This window comes from Oceanobacillus sp. FSL K6-2867 (assembly GCF_037963145.1).
Lineage (GTDB): Bacteria > Bacillota > Bacilli > Bacillales > Amphibacillaceae > Oceanobacillus.
In genome coordinates, this window is sequence record NZ_CP150144.1 from 4,132,262 (window position 1) to 4,148,923 (window position 16,662).

19 protein-coding genes and 1 pseudogene are annotated in these 16,662 nt (G+C 36.2%); 15 read left to right on the forward strand and 5 right to left on the reverse strand.

Annotated elements, in window-relative coordinates; all coding sequences use genetic code 11:
• Nucleotides 1-88: 88 nt before the first annotated feature.
• From NSQ77_RS20065 to NSQ77_RS20085, 5 genes and pseudogenes are all read left to right on the forward strand, one after another.
• A complete protein-coding gene (locus NSQ77_RS20065; protein ID WP_339227853.1) occupies nucleotides 89-775 on the forward strand; it encodes an HIRAN domain-containing protein in 687 nt (228 codons plus the stop codon).
• 11 nt (nucleotides 776-786) lie between these two features.
• Nucleotides 787-1,443, forward strand: a complete 657-nt coding sequence (locus NSQ77_RS20070) for a hypothetical protein (protein WP_339227854.1) — start codon at nucleotides 787-789, stop codon at nucleotides 1,441-1,443.
• 133 nt (nucleotides 1,444-1,576) lie between these two features.
• Nucleotides 1,577-1,657, forward strand: a pseudogene (locus tag NSQ77_RS20075) (YneF family protein); the annotation flags it as partial.
• Nucleotides 1,658-1,960: 303 nt separating this feature from the next.
• Nucleotides 1,961-2,665, forward strand: a complete 705-nt coding sequence (locus NSQ77_RS20080) for a cytochrome c biogenesis protein CcdA (RefSeq protein ID WP_339227855.1) — start codon at nucleotides 1,961-1,963, stop codon at nucleotides 2,663-2,665.
• 156 nt (nucleotides 2,666-2,821) lie between these two features.
• The gene (locus NSQ77_RS20085) at nucleotides 2,822-3,295 is read left to right on the forward strand and encodes a cytochrome c biogenesis protein CcdC (protein WP_339227857.1); all 474 of its coding nucleotides are present in this window, start codon (nucleotides 2,822-2,824) and stop codon (nucleotides 3,293-3,295) included.
• A 43-nt stretch (nucleotides 3,296-3,338) separates the two neighbouring features.
• Here NSQ77_RS20085 and NSQ77_RS20090 read toward each other — a convergent pair whose 3' ends face one another.
• Entirely contained in the window at nucleotides 3,339-3,797 is a 459-nt protein-coding gene (locus NSQ77_RS20090; protein WP_339227859.1) for a DUF2621 family protein, read from the reverse strand.
• 237 nt (nucleotides 3,798-4,034) lie between these two features.
• Between NSQ77_RS20090 and NSQ77_RS20095 the strand changes: the two genes are divergently transcribed.
• The 7 genes from NSQ77_RS20095 (at nucleotide 4,035) to NSQ77_RS20125 (ending at nucleotide 10,740) form a co-directional block, all read left to right on the forward strand.
• Nucleotides 4,035-5,141 (forward strand): ATP-binding protein, encoded by a 1,107-nt coding sequence (locus tag NSQ77_RS20095; RefSeq protein WP_339227860.1) that lies wholly within the window; start codon nucleotides 4,035-4,037, stop codon nucleotides 5,139-5,141.
• Between the two features lie 253 nt (nucleotides 5,142-5,394).
• Entirely contained in the window at nucleotides 5,395-8,106 is a 2,712-nt protein-coding gene (gene acnA, locus NSQ77_RS20100; RefSeq protein WP_339227861.1) for an aconitate hydratase AcnA, read from the forward strand.
• 634 nt (nucleotides 8,107-8,740) lie between these two features.
• Entirely contained in the window at nucleotides 8,741-9,343 is a 603-nt protein-coding gene (locus NSQ77_RS20105) for a TlpA disulfide reductase family protein (protein WP_339227862.1), read from the forward strand.
• A 49-nt stretch (nucleotides 9,344-9,392) separates the two neighbouring features.
• Nucleotides 9,393-9,563: an FbpB family small basic protein gene (locus NSQ77_RS20110; protein ID WP_339227863.1), complete on the forward strand. Its 171-nt coding sequence runs from the start codon at nucleotides 9,393-9,395 to the stop codon at nucleotides 9,561-9,563.
• A gap of 101 nt (nucleotides 9,564-9,664) precedes the next feature.
• Nucleotides 9,665-9,889, forward strand: a complete 225-nt coding sequence (tlp, locus tag NSQ77_RS20115; protein ID WP_339227864.1) for a small acid-soluble spore protein Tlp — start codon at nucleotides 9,665-9,667, stop codon at nucleotides 9,887-9,889.
• A gap of 126 nt (nucleotides 9,890-10,015) precedes the next feature.
• Complete coding sequence (locus NSQ77_RS20120; RefSeq protein ID WP_339227865.1) at nucleotides 10,016-10,441, forward strand: thioesterase family protein; 426 nt, start codon at nucleotides 10,016-10,018, stop codon at nucleotides 10,439-10,441.
• Nucleotides 10,441-10,740 carry a hypothetical protein gene (locus NSQ77_RS20125; protein ID WP_339227866.1) on the forward strand — a complete coding sequence of 100 codons (300 nt, stop codon included), beginning with the start codon at nucleotides 10,441-10,443 and terminating at the stop codon, nucleotides 10,738-10,740. The genes NSQ77_RS20120 and NSQ77_RS20125 overlap by 1 nt, the downstream gene beginning before the upstream one ends.
• A gap of 91 nt (nucleotides 10,741-10,831) precedes the next feature.
• Here the strand turns inward: NSQ77_RS20125 and NSQ77_RS20130 are convergent, their stop codons facing one another.
• From NSQ77_RS20130 to plsY, 4 genes are all read right to left on the reverse strand, one after another.
• Complete coding sequence (locus NSQ77_RS20130; RefSeq protein WP_339227867.1) at nucleotides 10,832-11,119, reverse strand: HesB/YadR/YfhF family protein; 288 nt, start codon at nucleotides 11,117-11,119, stop codon at nucleotides 10,832-10,834.
• 28 nt (nucleotides 11,120-11,147) lie between these two features.
• Nucleotides 11,148-11,381, reverse strand: coding sequence for a membrane protein insertion efficiency factor YidD (gene yidD, locus NSQ77_RS20135; RefSeq protein WP_339227868.1), 234 nt, complete (start codon nucleotides 11,379-11,381; stop codon nucleotides 11,148-11,150).
• A 6-nt stretch (nucleotides 11,382-11,387) separates the two neighbouring features.
• Nucleotides 11,388-12,323, reverse strand: a complete 936-nt coding sequence (gene folE2 / locus NSQ77_RS20140; protein WP_339227869.1) for a GTP cyclohydrolase FolE2 — start codon at nucleotides 12,321-12,323, stop codon at nucleotides 11,388-11,390.
• Nucleotides 12,324-12,414: 91 nt separating this feature from the next.
• Nucleotides 12,415-12,996, reverse strand: a complete 582-nt coding sequence (plsY, locus tag NSQ77_RS20145; protein ID WP_339227870.1) for a glycerol-3-phosphate 1-O-acyltransferase PlsY — start codon at nucleotides 12,994-12,996, stop codon at nucleotides 12,415-12,417.
• A gap of 202 nt (nucleotides 12,997-13,198) precedes the next feature.
• Between plsY and NSQ77_RS20150 the strand changes: the two genes are divergently transcribed.
• The 3 genes from NSQ77_RS20150 to NSQ77_RS20160 are packed head-to-tail and all read left to right on the forward strand — an operon-like array spanning nucleotide 13,199 to nucleotide 16,221.
• Nucleotides 13,199-14,269, forward strand: a complete 1,071-nt coding sequence (locus NSQ77_RS20150; RefSeq protein ID WP_339227871.1) for an ABC transporter ATP-binding protein — start codon at nucleotides 13,199-13,201, stop codon at nucleotides 14,267-14,269.
• Complete coding sequence (locus tag NSQ77_RS20155) at nucleotides 14,262-15,788, forward strand: ABC transporter permease/substrate-binding protein (protein ID WP_339227872.1); 1,527 nt, start codon at nucleotides 14,262-14,264, stop codon at nucleotides 15,786-15,788. Before NSQ77_RS20150 ends, NSQ77_RS20155 begins: the two co-directional genes overlap by 8 nt.
• A gap of 13 nt (nucleotides 15,789-15,801) precedes the next feature.
• Nucleotides 15,802-16,221: a CoA-binding protein gene (locus tag NSQ77_RS20160; protein WP_339227873.1), complete on the forward strand. Its 420-nt coding sequence runs from the start codon at nucleotides 15,802-15,804 to the stop codon at nucleotides 16,219-16,221.
• The last annotated feature ends 441 nt before the right edge of the window (nucleotides 16,222-16,662 follow it).

The window sequence follows — 16,662 nt, forward strand, 5'->3', positions numbered from 1 at the left end:
TATAGCACCTTAATTGGTGCTATTGTTATTAGCAGGATTTTTAATCTTATATGTCGAATTAAGTATAATAAGGGGGAGGGATGTACGAATGGAAATATTGTTAATTTTTCTTGGTATTATTTTTCTTATTACCGCTTATGTGTGGCACAAGAAGAATAAGGAATACGCAAAGGAACAGGTACAAACAAAAGGGATAAGCAAGAGTGAGGCATTTGAAGTAGCTAAAACACAAATGAGTGCAACAACTAGAATAGAAAAGCCAATAAAACCTAAGGTAAATAGAGAGATTAGTTTTAAAGTTTCAGGTGTTACAAAAGTAAATGAAGATGGAAAAGATATACAGGCTATCTTAAAAAAAATTGCCAATCAGTATAAACGTGAGCATGAATTAGAATCATTTGATGGATTAACCAATAAAGAAATTATTGATGACTATTTTGACAATATTGGTGAATTTGAAGACCAATATATTTACAACAAGGTTAAATTTATTTTAGAGGAACAAAACAAATATGATAAAGATGCAATAAAAGTTTATTTGTTGGATTATAACGATAGTAAGTATCATGTAGGGTATGTAAAAAGAGATAGCAATAAGGCATTAAAGTATGAACTAATTCATAATAAGCTGTTAAAAACTGAAACGGAATTTACTGGTGGAAAATATAAGCACATTGATTATGATGATTTCAATGATAAAGATATAGTAACAACAAAAGAAATAACTAGGGGATTATCTATAAAGGCAGTATTTGAAAATGAGATAATGTATTAGGAGTGAAATGAATGACCGACTACTATAATAATGACCCTTTAAAAAGAATAAAAGAAATGCAAGGAACAATTAGAAAATTGACAGTTCCAAATTACCCACTTAGGAAGGCATTAGCAAGACAAGAAGAAATTAAAAGGAAAGTGGCTACTTTAAATAAGGTTAAAACATCCCCTATCAGTCCTTATTTAACTAAAATGAGAGAGTTTCAAAAGTCGATAGAGGTACTTAATTCCACTAATATAAGTAACATTACTTCAATACAACAACGAGCTTATGAAGCTTTAAGACCCTATGAGACACTTAGAAATATGGTTAACACTCGAACATTTGATACTGGACTCAAGGTTGCTGAAATGCCGGAGCAATATTACATAGCAGACGAACAATATGAAGGTGAAGAAGTTATTGCTGAAACCGAGGAGACTATTGCCGACTCGGTAAAGGAATTTAAAGAAAAGCATGGTGAGTTACCAGATATCAGTTCAGAAGTTCAAAAAATGAATGAGAAACAACAACAGGAATTTATTGAGGTAATGCAGGAAGTTTCAAAAGGAAAACAAGGAGATAATCAAAATATACATTTGTGGTTGGCATCAATTGGTGCCATGTATCCAATGGTTAAAGATGGTCTTATTGCTTTTTCTGAATGGGTTAATGCGTTATTATGATATAAACTATTATAATGAAGGAAAATAAACCACTTTATCAATAAAGTTGGACATAATCAGCTTATTGTGGTATATTTTTCTCAACAGGTAATTGGGCGTTTCGATAGGTAGTAAACCCTTATGTATCAAGGACTTGATGCAAATGGGCCAAAAACCATCGCAAAAGAAAATTAATCAAATGATGCGTGCAATGAACAATCAAAGTGATAAGTAACCCCATTAATACATAGGGTTACATTATATATTGATTCATTATTCTCGCTGAACTTATAAATTTTTTGATTCGTTTTTTGCGGAACCACTTTTCACTTACACCGTTAAGTAGCAAAGTGGTTTTTTTAGTTTGGCATCATAATTTAAACCAGAAAATTAATATAATATGATAAAGGACAAGATAACGATTATCTTGAGTAACCAAAAACATATCAACGAGATGTACGCTATTTGTCAAAATCAGATGCTTTAAATTATAACGTTTTCTGTTAGAATAGAAACTGGAAATGATAGGAGGATTATGATGTCAGAAATAAATATTTTCCTCGCATTCGGGGCGGGCTTTCTATCTTTTATTTCACCTTGTGTGTTACCGCTTTATCCGGTATTTCTTTCATATATAACGGGTATGAGTGTAAGTGAAATAAATGATGAGAATAAAAAAATGAACAAGAAAGCACTAATACATACGATTTGTTTTCTCATTGGTTTTTCAAGCATATTTATTATGATTGGGTTTACAACTACCTTTATTTCAGAGTTTCTTATGATGTACCAAGATCTTATTAGACAAATAGGAGCCATTGTTATTATATTCTTCGGTCTTGTTCTTGTAGGTGTTCTGAATTTTGAATTCCTTATGAAGGACAGGAAAATCAATTTTAAAAATCGCCCGGCAGGTTTTTTGGGATCTGTTATTATTGGAATGGCTTTTTCACTTGGGTGGACACCGTGTGTAGGACCTATTTTGCTTATTGTATTATCGTTAGCTGCAACGAATCCGCAAATTGGCATGGTTATGATGATTAGTTACATTCTTGGGTTCTCGATCCCTTTTATTCTGCTGTCGCTGTTTATTGGCAAAATAAAATGGATTAAAAAGCATAGCAGCCGTTTTGTGATGATTGGTGGCTGGATTATGATACTAATGGGAATTGCGCTCTTTTTTGATTGGATGACTAAGCTTACAGCCTTTTTAGCAGGATGGTTTGGCTTTTCCGGATTTTAATGGATTTTTCTAATTGCATATATTACTATAATAATGATAACTAAAAAAGAAAGCTTGTTTAATATCCTTTATGAGCCGAATAGACTCTCAGGTGGTTATTAAACTGCGAATTAAGGTGAATCTGAACAGATTCATTCGTATGAAAGAGTGATTGACATGTTTTGGGTGGTTGCGAGTACAATTGTAGCAGCAGGTATGGCTATCGGAATGATATTTGTACGATTAAATGCAGCAAAGAAGCCTGCTTCCATAAAGAAAATTATCTTGCCACCGTTATTTATGAGTACCGGAGCATTGATGTTCATTTTTCCGGTTTTTCATATTGCTTGGGTTCAAGTAATGGAAGCTTTCTTTGTTGGTATGATCTTTTCTGTCTTACTTATAAAATCTTCAAAATTTGAAGTTCGTGATCAAGAAATTTTTCTCGTGCCATCACGGGCATTTCCGTTTATTTTATTTGGACTTTTAGTTGTAAGAATCGTTATTAAATTAATTATTGGAAGTACGATTTCTTACGGGGAAACAAGTGGAATGTTCTTTATTCTCGCATTCGGAATGATTGTTACCTGGAGAGTATCCATGCTCTATCGATTTTTGCAACTTAGAAAAAATGCGCTACCCAATGGGTAAGCGCATTTATTTTTATAGTGGAACTTCAATCAGAAGCTATAGTTTACTTATATTTTTCTTTCCAGTCTACAGCATAATTATCAATAGATGCCTCGAACAGATGCTCGTATGGAGTGATATCGATTTGCTTTTGATGTAATTTTTTAATTAGAAATTTATGATCGCGCTTTGGTGTTGCAATTATGTATCCCTCGATTAATGTAGATTGTGTAATCGAATCCAGTTCCTTTTTTAAAGATATTTCGCCAATCTTACTCGCAATTTTGTGCCTTGCCACATCTCTGAACAGTTCTGGAACGGGTGATACTAATTCTTCAAGTAATTGTTTTTCTTCATCCTTCCACATATGCCGTGTTTTTTCCATATAATATTCTTCCCAATCCATGATTGATTTTCCGTCATCTTTTGGCAATCGCTTTAAAAATTTCCGGAACATAAAAAATCCGCCAATTGCCATTAAAGTTATTAAGAAAAACCCCCATATTACTATAATTACTGACATGCAATTCACCTAACTTTTTAATGTGCGAAACGTAATAGTTACGAATATTAGCTACAATTGTAATAATTAATTTATTTTTTGCTATACTTGTAGTAAAATGACATTGATTAATCATTCAAATGGTATCTATTTCTATCTATTATAATGGGAGTAAAAAAGATAAACAAGTATCATACTCTAAAAGTTATTATCATATCTATATTATAAAGATGTGATTTAATAGAAAGGGGAGCAGTTATGGAAATTAATAATAACAATGGAGAGAATATATCAGCGTTTTTTAAAAGCACAGGAGCTACCAGTGGAGTTGCTGCATTACCCCTATCCGTACAAAATTGGATTGAAGAAAATAGTAGTGATGCCTTTTTATTAATCGATGAAAATGGAAAAATTGTTTATGCAACAAAAGCAGTCGAGACGATCCTAAGCTATAGGGTGCATGATCTGCTGGGGACAGTTTGGACAGAAAAAATTCCTGATAATGTAGTATTTTACATCCGTGAACAAATAAATGCTCAAAAAAATGACAGGAAAAATTTCGTTCTGAACGTTCTTAATAACGATGGGAACCGTGTTTTATTGGAATGTGTTGTTGAGGGTTGGACAGATGGTGGTATGAGGCCGATTCATTATCTCGTTTATTTAAAGGATATTACACACAAAAAAGAAACGGAAGAAATGATGGTTCGATCTGAAAAAATGACGGTTGCAGGCCAATTAGCTGCAGGAATCGCTCATGAAATTCGGAACCCATTAACTTCTCTAAAAGGGTTTTTACAGTTAATGCAGGCAGGGGTTGATCGAAAAGAGGAATATTTTTCAATTATGATCGATGAGATTGAAAAAATCGAAGCTATTACATCAGAGCTATTATACATATCGAAGCCGTTAACGGATAATAAGAAACTTGAACCAGTTAGAAGCATGCTAGAAGACATTGCCACCTTATTACTTCCGCAAGCATCTCAAAATAATATCGAAATTCTAATTGAGCGTCCAGTAGAAGAGGAAATTATCTGTGACCGTTCCCAAATTAAACAGGTTTTAATTAACTTAGTGAAGAATGCAATCGAGGCAATGGATGCCTCAGGAAAAATTATACTTTCAACGGAACAAGTTGATGGTAAAATTATTATTTCAGTCAAAGACGAGGGGTGCGGCATTGCAACGGATATTCTTCACAAACTTGGAGAGCCGTTTTTTACGACGAAGCAAAGTGGTACAGGGTTGGGATTGCTAATTACAAAGCAAATTCTTGAGGCGCATCATGCTCATTTGGAAATAAAGCAAAATCCGACGAAAGGAAGTACATTTCAGCTGATTTTCACGGATGCAAATGAGTGATTAATTTCAATGATAACTTACAACGGAATTTCACATATCTTTATATAAGAAAAAGTTATCAGTTTACATAATTTATTGGTATAGCCCAGATTAGAACAATTATTTGTTTTATCTGGTAGATTCCTATATTATAAGTATGTAAGGTCTAATTTATTATTAAACTTGTGAGTTTTTTGAAACCGTAGGAATTTTGTCACACCTTGTAATTGCATCAAGGTGAGGAACAAAAGCAGTGAATGAAAGGGGTAACAAAATGACGAACCAAAATGTGTTTAATGCTAAAAACAAATTTGAATCCAAAGGAAAGACGTATAATTACTATCGTCTAAAAAGTTTGGAAGAAGCCGGAATCGGTAAAGTGGGGCGTTTGCCGTTTTCAATCCGTGTACTATTAGAATCTTTATTACGTCAGCATGACGGTCATCAAATTAAAAATGAACATGTTGAAGCACTTGCAAAATGGGGAACGAAGGATGGAGAAGGGTTCGATGTCCCTTTTAAGCCATCTCGTGTTATTTTGCAAGATTTCACTGGGGTGCCTGCAGTTGTTGATCTTGCTTCCCTACGCAAAGCAATGGTTGACCTTGGCGGGGAGCCAGACAAAATCAACCCAGAGGTTCCAGTTGACTTAGTAATTGACCACTCTGTACAAGTTGATCAATATGGAACTGCAAATGCACTGCAAGCAAATATGGACTTAGAATTCGAGCGTAATGCAGAGCGTTATGAATTTTTAAATTGGGCACAAAAAGCATTTGATAACTATCGTGCTGTTCCGCCTGCAACAGGTATCGTTCACCAAGTTAACTTAGAGTATATTGCAAATGTTGTTCACGGTATAAAAAATGATGCCGGTGAATTCGATGCATTTCCAGATACATTGGTAGGTACAGACTCCCATACAACGATGATCAATGGTTTAGGTGTTCTTGGTTGGGGCGTTGGTGGTATTGAAGCTGAGGCAGGAATGCTTGGACAGCCATCTTATTTCCCGGCACCAGAAGTTATTGGGGTTAAATTTACAGGAAGCTTTCCAAATGGAACAACGGCTACTGACTTAGCGCTTAAAGTAACACAGGTGCTTCGCGAACAAAATGTGGTAGGGAAATTCGTAGAATACTTTGGACCGGGATTACAAGATATGCCGCTTGCAGATCGTGCAACTATTTCTAATATGGCACCAGAATACGGTGCAACTTGCGGTTTCTTCCCAGTTGATGAAGAATCATTAAATTACCTCCGCTTGACAGGACGCAGTGAAGAACAAATTAGTTTAGTTGAAACATACTGTAAAGAAAATAATCTCTGGTATACACCGGATCAAGCAGATCCAGAATATACAAAAGTAGTTGAAATTAATCTTTCCGAATTAGAACCAAATCTATCAGGGCCGAAACGCCCGCAGGATTTAATTTCCTTATCGAATATGAAAAAGGAATTTAATAAAGCAATTACTGCCCCTGAAGGAAACCAAGGTTTTGGCTTAAGTAAATCCGAGTTCGATAAAGAAGTTATTGTACAGCATCCAAATGGAGCTACTTCTACAATGAATACTGGAGCGCTTGCAATCGCAGCTATTACATCTTGTACGAATACATCGAATCCATATGTTATGCTCGGGGCTGGATTAGTGGCGAAAAAAGCTGTCGAAAAAGGGCTAAAAGTGCCGGAATATGTAAAAACCTCACTGGCTCCAGGCTCTAAAGTCGTTACTCGTTATTTAGAGGATGCCGGGTTGCAAACGTATTTGGATCAATTAGGCTTTAACCTTGTTGGTTATGGATGTACGACTTGTATCGGAAACTCTGGTCCATTACGTGAAGAAATTGAAAAAGCTATTATAGATAGTGATTTAGTTGCTTCTTCTGTCTTATCTGGTAACCGTAACTTTGAAGGACGTATCCATCCATTAGTTAAAGCTAACTATTTAGCTTCTCCGCCATTAGTAGTTGCATATGCATTGGCTGGAACAGTGGATATTGATCTAACAAAAGAGCCACTTGGCAAAGATAAAGACGGAAATCTAGTATACATGAATGATATTTGGCCAACAATGCAGGAAATTAAAGATGAGGTTCAAAGTGTTGTTACACCTGAAATTTTCCGAAAAGAATATGAAGATGTGTTCTCTTCTAATGAAAAATGGAATGAAATTAACACAACAGATGAGCCATTATTTGAGTGGGACAATGAATCAACCTATATCCAAAACCCGCCATTCTTTGAAGGTTTAGCGAAAGATGCTGGTACGGTTGAGCCATTATCAGATTTACGTGCAATCGGCTTGTTTGGCGATTCTGTAACAACTGACCATATCTCACCAGCAGGAGCAATTGCTAAAGATATGCCTGCAGGTAAGTATTTACAAGAAAAAGGTGTATCACCTAGAAACTTTAACTCCTATGGTTCTCGTCGTGGAAACCATGAAATTATGATGCGTGGTACTTTTGCGAATATCCGTATCCGTAACTTACTAGCTCCAGGCACAGAAGGCGGTTATACAACTTACTGGCCAACAGGAGAAGTAATGCCAATTTATGATGCTGCAATGAAATATCAGCAAGATGGAACTGGACTTGTTGTTATGGGTGGTAAGGATTACGGAATGGGATCTTCCCGTGACTGGGCAGCAAAAGGAACAAACTTACTAGGAATTAAAACAGTTATCGCTGAAAGCTTTGAGCGAATTCACCGTTCAAACCTCGTAATGATGGGTGTGCTGCCATTACAGTTTGAAAAAGGAAAAAATGCCGCAAAACTTGGCTTAACAGGTAAAGAAACATTTAACGTAGTAATAGATGAAAATGTTCGCCCGCATGACTTAGTGAAAGTTACTGCAACAGATGAAACTGGCAAAGTAACAGAATTTAATGCCGTTGCACGCTTTGATAGTGATGTTGAAATTGACTATTATCGTCATGGCGGTATTTTACAAATGGTATTACGTGATAAAGTAAAAGCATAACTTATCAAAATATTAACTATCAAAAATTGCTCTGCTAACTATGGCAGAGCAATTTTTTATTTCAAATAAAATATAGACTTCGAACTAATGTGCATTGAGAGATTGTGCGTATACCCGCTTCGGAAACACACTATGCGCACCTTAGGGTGACCCGTGCGTCTTCTTGAACTATCGTTCTGTGAAGTCTCAATCTGACCACGTTTCCCGCGGGAGTCTTCGTGTGTTTCCACCGTTAGTACTGGTTCACTGGCTAATATTAACATGGTTTATCAAAATAAAATGTCGTTCTAACCAGTCCGGGTGAGTGAAGGGTGGTGACTCCCCGAAAATAATTCGTGCGATGTAAATGCTGACGAAGCATTCCTTGTCCTGTGGGGACAGCACGTGTCTGAAGACTCGCAGGAAGTGGTTTTCTTCCGGAGAGGCTGAAGCCGTGCCCACGGAAAGCATCCGCCCGGAGGATCGATCCCGGACGGCGATTATTCCACAGATTAAGCTGTTTCTTTCAAATGCTTATCATTCATGAATTTTTTAAGAACAATAACCTAATTACCTTTACAAAACATTAATAAATACATACGATTGAGGAGTGTGTCTTGTTTAACTATGGGTGTAATAGAGGGGGATAAGCAACTTGTTTAAGAAAATATTTGGGCTGACGATGCTGTTAGTGTTAATTGGTATCGTTATTGGTAATCTTATTGATCACCGAAATGAAAGTAAATCGAATGAAACTGAGAAGTATCTATATGATGTTACGGGTGATACAAATGTTAAAGGCGGTGCTATCGCTCCTGTGGAAAGTGTTGGTATAGAGCAAGGTAAGCTGGCACCAGATTTTGAACTCGAAACATTAGATGGAGATCGTTTTAAATTATCGGAGTTGCGAGGGAAAAAGGTAATATTGAATTTTTGGGCGACGTGGTGTCCTCCATGCCGAGAAGAAATGCCTGGAATGCAGCAATATTATGAGGAGAATCAAGACGAAGTTATTGTAGTTGCTGTTAACTTAACTGATAAAGATACAAGTGAAAAAGCTGTCCATGATTTTATTGATGAGTTTGGATTTACATATCCAATACCGCTTGATCGCGATGGAGATATTGCAAAAGAGTATGGTGTTTTTGTTGTTCCTACAACTTATTTTATAGGAACCGATGGGGTTGTTCAACAGCCACGCGTAGCTGGACCTTTGGAATATGATTATATGACAGAGATGATTGATACGTTAAATTAATTTAACTAATTATAAAATTTGTAGAAATGGTAATACTTCCTAGTAGAACGTGTATAAAAAGGGGTGGATTACCATTTCACTTAAAAAGAAGCAGCGTTTCGATGAACTTGTTGCGGAAAATCGAAAACAGATTTTAGAAGACAGAAAACTTATGGAGCAAATTGAGGATAATTTGGACATGAGAATGCATCAAACTGTAAAAAGAGTAAATGAAAATTAAAAAAGTGCTACTTCCATAAGGGAAAGGAAGTAGCATTTTTGTGTATAGGATCTTGCTTTATTGAAAGAATAAGCCTATCTATTTAAGAAAGGAGAATCAGCATGACAGATAAACATAATCATCAGCCAAAACCTGATGATCGCAGTGATAATGTAGAAAAACTGCAAAACATGGTGCAAGATACGATTGAGAATGTAGAAGAGGCACATGAAACAATGCAATTCAGTTCTGGTGAAGAGAAGGAACAAATTATTGCGAAGAATAAGCGCAGAGAAGAAGCAATTGAAGGTTTCCGTGAAGAAATAAAGGATGAATCCCAGCAATAATGGGATAATGCAGCCTCAGACTATCAGTGTTTGAGGCTGTTTTATTTTTAAATCATCACCAATCACTTTTTCTATGTTTTGTGATACGATTAAGAAAGTGACAAAATTAAGAGGAAGTGAAATAAAATGAAGAAAGTACGTACACCATTAGAAGTAAGGTATCAAGAGACAGATCAAATGGGGGTTGTCTACCACGCGAATTATTTAGTTTGGTTTGAAATAGGTAGAACCAAATATATTGAGGCACTCGGTCTTAGCTACGCAGCAATGGAAAAGGATAACGCCGTGTCCCCAGTACTCGACGCGCAAATTACATTTAAGAAACCTATACGATATGGTGAGGATGCATATGTAGAAACATGGTTGGAAGAATATGATGGACTTCGAACAGTATATGGTTATCATATTCTTGATTCTGCCGGTGACATTGCTGTATGTGGGTATACAAAGCATGCAGTTGTGAAGAAGGATACATTTCGGCCAATGTCTTTAAGAAGGGCATTTCCAGAATGGCACCAAGCTTATTCGGAGCAAATTAAGGGTGAAAAATAATGGCATTTGGAATTAAAAGAAGTGAATTACTTGCTTGGAAGGAAAATGTGACAAATGGCAACATTGATTTTCTAACACATTATTGGATTGATGAACGTTTTCCTGGCTGTAATACGGTGACAAAAGTAGGGTGTAATGATTTGGACAAGCTGATAGCTTGGGGGAAAAATTACGGACTTCAAAAGGATTGGATTCATCAGGATGATATATACCCACATTTTGATTTGTTTGGTGAGCGCCAACGTGAAATATTGCAAAGAGAAAATCAATGGGAACAAATTGATCGATTTAAATTATGACCCGGCTGGTTACATAATTTTTAAGTTAAAATAAAATTTAAGGCGATGTTCAACGCTGGTCTACGTTAAACATCGCCTTTTTAATTATGAATTAAACATACTCCATAATCGGTTCGTTACGTTTATCATCTAGACTAACTTCTAAATCACTATTTTCAAAATACCATGCATCCGCATCCTCTATAAAAAATGTAATATTATCTACTTCTGTGGATGCATAAATTGCTTGGGGTTTATCTAATTTGAGACCAAGAGAAAATCCTGGAATCTTACCACCGACTCCTCCATATCGAACGAAAAAACGCAATTGAGCTTTGTCTTCAATATCCAATTCTTCTTTATACCATTTTGCGGCTTCCTTGCTGATTTTTAGATTCAATAAAGACAACTCCCTTTGTTAGTATATACTATTTGTTTTGCTTGTCCTTTTTCTCCGGTACATAGTCAACGCCACCAGGGTGAAATGGATGACATTTGCTAATTCTTTTTATCGTTAAATACGCCCCTTTGATTGCACCAAAACGCTTAAATGCTTCAAGTCCATATTCAGAACATGTAGGGTAGAATCTACAAGTTGAAGGAGTAAAGGGACTAATCGCAGCTCTGTAAAATTTTATGAGCCCGATAAATAGATATTTCATCGCTTGTTACTCAATTTCAACGTTTTGCTTATCAAAGGTTATCGAAGCAATAGCATCGTGTAAATGAATAGATTCTTCATTTCTGCAGGATACATTAAATTTTGTTACAAAAGGCATTTCATATAGATCAGCTGCAACCAAACGCACCATATCCTCAACAAATCGGGGATTTTCATATGCTTGCTCTGTTACCACCTTCTCATCTGGCCGCTTAAGAACAGGATGAATTTTTGCACTTGCATTACTTTCCGCTGCTTGTAATAGAGCTTCCTTCCAATCTATTTTGTTTTCATCAAAATCATCTACAAGGGTGATGTCTATAGCCACTTCACCACGCTGATTATGCGCGCTATACTCACTAATCTCTTTTGAGCATGGGCATAATGTTGTAATCATAGCCGATAAACCTACATTCACTGATGTTTCATTTGCCTGGTTGTATGTAACGCGAATTGAAGCATTTGCATGATTGAGTCCGGCAAGATTGGAACTTGGTCCTTTTCGTTCGTAAAACCAAGGGAAGTCAACTTCAATGGTCGCATCCTTTTGCTCAAGACGTTCTGCCAATTCTTTTGCAAATAGTTTTAAATTAGATAATGTGATATTGAACCCTTGCTCGTGGTAATGATTTAACTGTTCCATAAATCTGCTCATGTTCGTGCCTTTACTAGTATTAGCTAGACTGGATGAAAATTTGAATGTTCCTATACTTGTTTGAAAGCCAGGGTTCATATTACTTTCAATTGTAATTGGATATTTTACATTTGAAATCCCAACTTCATTCAGGTTAAACAAAAAGTCTTTCTTTGTGTTTTGCATGTCTGCCATTTTACTTTTCTCGACCGGTTTTGTTTTCTCTGCTGGTTGGACAGAACCAAATATTTTATGACGTTGTTCTTTCGTCGGTAATTGTTTTTGCGGGATTATTTTAGTTTGTTGCAAGGTGATAGTCCCCTTTCAAGTTCTCATATTGATAAGTATACTGAATGCATATTTATTATTCAATTTATAGGATTGCAATGAATAAAAGATGTTACATCCATTTAATTTTTGGTTCCGTTCCATTCCGAATTCTTTTGATATTTTCTATATGTCGATAAATAACAAATGCTGTTAGTAATCCCACAACAATTATCAAACCAACATCCTTAAAGAAAATAGATACAAACACACTAATTACGCCAGTTACCATCGATGATAATGAAACATACTTCGTTAGGTATAAAGATGTGATAAAGGTTAAAATCATAATTAGAAACAGTAATGGGTATAAACCTAAAATGATGCCCCCAGAAGTTGCAACAGCTTTTCCGCCTTTAAACCGTGCAAACAAAGGGTACATATGTCCAATAACTGCAAAAATACCGATTGCTAGTTGATAAATCTCCACGTCAAAGAGCAGTGGTACTAGTGTCGCTGCTGTTCCTTTTAAAATATCTGCTAAGGTTACAATAATCCCAGCTTTTATACCTAGGACACGAAATGTATTGGTAGCTCCGAGGTTACCGCTTCCATGCTCCCGAATATCTATTTTATAACCAATTTTACCAACAAGCAGTGCTGATGGTATGGAACCTAATAAATATGCGATAATAGCAAATACGATATATTCCATAATTTTTCCTACTTTCATTGTTAAATTAAATGTTTTAAATTTTAAGTGTGAGGTACTATCGTTTATTTTAGCATGAACGGTAAAGATAAAGAACCTAAAATATGAACTATTATATGATAATTGCTCATAAATTAAAATGTTTATAAAAAGGAAAAGAGGGTATTACCCTTAAGGTAGACTTTAAATAATAAGGAGCAAAGCCATGATCGAATTTAAAAATGTACATAAAATCTATCCGGATGGAACGGAGGCGATTAAAGATTTTTCGTTAGAAATTAAAGAGGGAGAGCTACTGACATTAATCGGACCTAGTGGATGCGGAAAAACCACTACAATGAAAATGATTAATCGACTCATTGATCCAACATCAGGATCGATATACATAAATGGAAAAGCTATCACAGATTATAATATACATGAATTAAGATGGAATATTGGGTATGTTCTTCAACAAATTGCATTATTTCCCCATATGTCAATTGCTGAAAATATTGCAGTTGTCCCTGAAATGAAGAAATGGAAAAAGCAAGAAATTGTAAAACGAAGCCATGACCTCCTCGATATGGTTGGTTTGGATCCATCTACATTTCAAAATCGTATGCCCGGAGAACTTTCTGGAGGACAACAACAACGGATTGGTGTCATTCGTGCACTCGCTGCCGATCCGGATATTATATTAATGGACGAACCATTTAGTGCACTTGACCCGATCAGCAGAGAACAGCTGCAGAATGATATTCAGAAATTGCAGAAGGAAATTAAGAAAACAATTGTATTTGTAACTCATGATATGGATGAAGCACTTAAGCTAGGGGATCGAATTTGTCTAATGAGGGATGGAAGGATGGTCCAGGTTGATCAAGCGGAGCAATTAATTATGAATCCTGCCAATGATTTTGTTAAAGATTTTCTTGGAAATAAAAAATCACCATGGCAGACCGAAGTTGGTAGTATAGCGAATCATCAGATGGATGCAATTATAACGAAGTCTATTTATGAATCACAGACTTTTCCAAGCCAGGGAACATATATTGTTGTTGATGAACACAGTGATTATGTAGATATGGTTCAAAATGGCAGTGTGTTCCATGGGAAGACAATTCAACATCATATGCCTTTGTTTGAAGCTGTTGAGCTGCTTGAGGAAAGTGATCAGGCACTATTTCCTGTTTTGGATAAGCAAGAGGTTACCGGTATTTTAACATATCCACAAATTGTAGCATTCCTGAAAAGCAAAACGGATATAGAAAATGGGGTGTCCCATTATGAGTAATTTTATTGCTGTTTTCGAGCAACGACAAGATATGCTTTGGCAGACGATTATAGAACATTTGCAGATTTCGCTGATTTCGCTAATTATAGCGATCGTTATCGCTGTTCCGCTAGGATTGCTATTGACAAGGTATCCGAAAGCGGCGGAGCCAGTAATTGGTGTTTCAGCTGTTTTACAAACAATCCCGAGTCTTGCTGTTCTCGCCTTTCTTATTCCGTTCTTTGGAATCGGAACGACACCTGCAATTATCGCTTTGATTCTTTATGCTTTATTACCTATTTTAAGAAATACATATACCGGCATTAAAGAAGTAAACCCTGCTTTAAAAGAAGCTGCTACGGGAATGGGAATGAATTCATTTCGGCGCTTAACCAAAATTGAACTGCCAATTGCCATGCCAGTAATTATGGCTGGGATTCGAACGTCCATGGTATTGATCGTTGGTACAACTACAATTGCTGCTTTAATTGGTGCGGGTGGATTAGGTGAAATTATTTTACTAGGACTAGATCGTGGAGCAGATATTCATCTAATATTACTAGGAGCGATACCTGCAGCATTACTTGCAATTGTTTTAGATATGATATTACGCATTTTTGAGCGTTTTTCAAAAAAAGCAGGCTTAAAATCATTTATTGCCATGCTTGTACTCGTTGTTCTTATTGTTGTAGCACCACTTATTTTTAATGGGACAAAACAGGCTGATCTTGTTATTGGTGGAAAATTGGGATCTGAACCAGCTATACTAATGAATATGTATAAATTGTTAATTGAAGAAGAGACAGATCTCGAAGTAGGACTGGAGCCAAATCTAGGTAAAACTGCATTTGTTTTTAGTGCATTGCAAGAGGGAAGCATCGATATATTTCCAGAATTTACTGGAACTGCTATCGTAACACACTTAGAAGGCCAAGCGGTAAGCACTGATGCTAAGGAAGTATATGAGCAGGCAAAACAAGGAATGAAAGAGGAATTTGGCATGGAAATGCTGATGCCAATGGAATATAATAATACGTACACCGTAGCAACGACAAAAGAATTGGCGGAAAGATACGATCTTGAAGAAATAGGTGATTTAAAACAAATCGAGAATGAAATTACGGCCGGTTTTACATTGGAGTTTAATGATCGCTATGATGGATATGTAGGGATGCAAGATTTATATAATCTTCAAATTGCAGACGTAAAAACAATGGAACCAGGTATAAGAGAATCTGCGTTGTCAAATGGCGAGGTTGACATCATAGATGCTTATGCTACAGATAGTTATATGGTAGAATTAGATTTAGTAACATTATCCGATCCAGAGGATCTATTCCCGCCATATCAGGGTGCCCCTTTATTACGTGAGGACACATTAGAGGAACACCCAGAGCTTCGGGATATTTTAAACCAGCTAGGTGGTAAAATAACGGATAGTGAAATGCGAGAAATGAATTATCAAGTGGATTATGAAGATGAATCACCAGAAAGAGTTGCAAGAGATTATTTACTGCGTGAAGGTTTGATAACAAATTAAGGGGGGTGTTCAGATGGCTTGGGAAAATCCTACAAATGATGAGTTAAAAGAGATTTTAGAATCAGCAAAAACAATAGCAGTAGTTGGTCTATCTAATAATCAAGATAAAACAGCTTACCAAATCGCAAAAATTATGCAGGAGGTAGGCTATCGAATTATTCCTGTTAATCCGACAGTGGATGAAGTGCTTGGTGAGAAAGCTTATCCTACCCTAACGGCTATTCCAGACAAAATTGATATTATAAACATTTTTAGAAGACCAGAGTATTTACCTGAAATTGCAAAAGAAGCAGCTGAAACCGACTGCCGTATCTTCTGGGCTCAGCAAGGAATTGTCAATGAAGATGCCTATCATTACCTGAAAGAAAGAGATTTTACCGTAATTATGGATCTCTGCATTAAGGTTGTTCATGCCGTGCTGGTTAAAAAATAATGATCAAAAATTAAAAAAATGCTTGAAAAGGATGACGAACTTATGTCATCCTTTTTATTGGCAATTAAACATTGCCTTGTAACCATAAATAAATTCAAAGTAATTTTAAAGTTAAACGTGTTGTCTTTATAGAATAAATATAAACTTCGAACTAATTGCCAAGGTTTGAGTAAGCCCCGCCGTCCGGGATCGCTTCGGGCGGATGCTTTCCGTGGGCACGGCTTCAGCCTCTCCGGAAGAAAACCACTTCCTGTGAGTCTTCAGACACGTGCTGTTCCCACAGAACAAGGAATGCTTCGTCAGCATTTACATCGCACGAAGAAAATTGGTTTTTATTTTCGAGGAGTCACCGCCCTCCGCTCACCCGGACTGGTTAGAATACAGTATTGTTTCTATTTTTTAGACCATGTTATTTATAGTGAACCAATACTAGCGCAGGAA

Bases quoted from the DNA above. Each gene is read 5' to 3' on its own strand.
- NSQ77_RS20160 (WP_339227873.1), top strand. From the start codon at position 15,802: ATGGCTTGGGAAAATCCTACAAATGATGAGTTAAAAGAGATTTTAGAA.
- acnA (WP_339227861.1), top strand. From the start codon at position 5,395: ATGACGAACCAAAATGTGTTTAATGCTAAAAACAAATTTGAATCCAAA.
- yidD (WP_339227868.1), bottom strand. From the start codon at position 11,381: ATGAAATATCTATTTATCGGGCTCATAAAATTTTACAGAGCTGCGATT.
- NSQ77_RS20080 (WP_339227855.1), top strand. From the start codon at position 1,961: ATGTCAGAAATAAATATTTTCCTCGCATTCGGGGCGGGCTTTCTATCT.
- NSQ77_RS20150 (WP_339227871.1), top strand. From the start codon at position 13,199: ATGATCGAATTTAAAAATGTACATAAAATCTATCCGGATGGAACGGAG.
- NSQ77_RS20155 (WP_339227872.1), top strand. From the start codon at position 14,262: ATGAGTAATTTTATTGCTGTTTTCGAGCAACGACAAGATATGCTTTGG.
- NSQ77_RS20070 (WP_339227854.1), top strand. From the start codon at position 787: ATGACCGACTACTATAATAATGACCCTTTAAAAAGAATAAAAGAAATG.
- NSQ77_RS20065 (WP_339227853.1), top strand. From the start codon at position 89: ATGGAAATATTGTTAATTTTTCTTGGTATTATTTTTCTTATTACCGCT.
- NSQ77_RS20095 (WP_339227860.1), top strand. From the start codon at position 4,035: ATGGAAATTAATAATAACAATGGAGAGAATATATCAGCGTTTTTTAAA.
- NSQ77_RS20120 (WP_339227865.1), top strand. From the start codon at position 10,016: ATGAAGAAAGTACGTACACCATTAGAAGTAAGGTATCAAGAGACAGAT.
- tlp (WP_339227864.1), top strand. From the start codon at position 9,665: ATGACAGATAAACATAATCATCAGCCAAAACCTGATGATCGCAGTGAT.
- NSQ77_RS20085 (WP_339227857.1), top strand. From the start codon at position 2,822: ATGTTTTGGGTGGTTGCGAGTACAATTGTAGCAGCAGGTATGGCTATC.
- NSQ77_RS20090 (WP_339227859.1), bottom strand. From the start codon at position 3,797: ATGTCAGTAATTATAGTAATATGGGGGTTTTTCTTAATAACTTTAATG.
- plsY (WP_339227870.1), bottom strand. From the start codon at position 12,996: ATGGAATATATCGTATTTGCTATTATCGCATATTTATTAGGTTCCATA.
- NSQ77_RS20125 (WP_339227866.1), top strand. From the start codon at position 10,441: ATGGCATTTGGAATTAAAAGAAGTGAATTACTTGCTTGGAAGGAAAAT.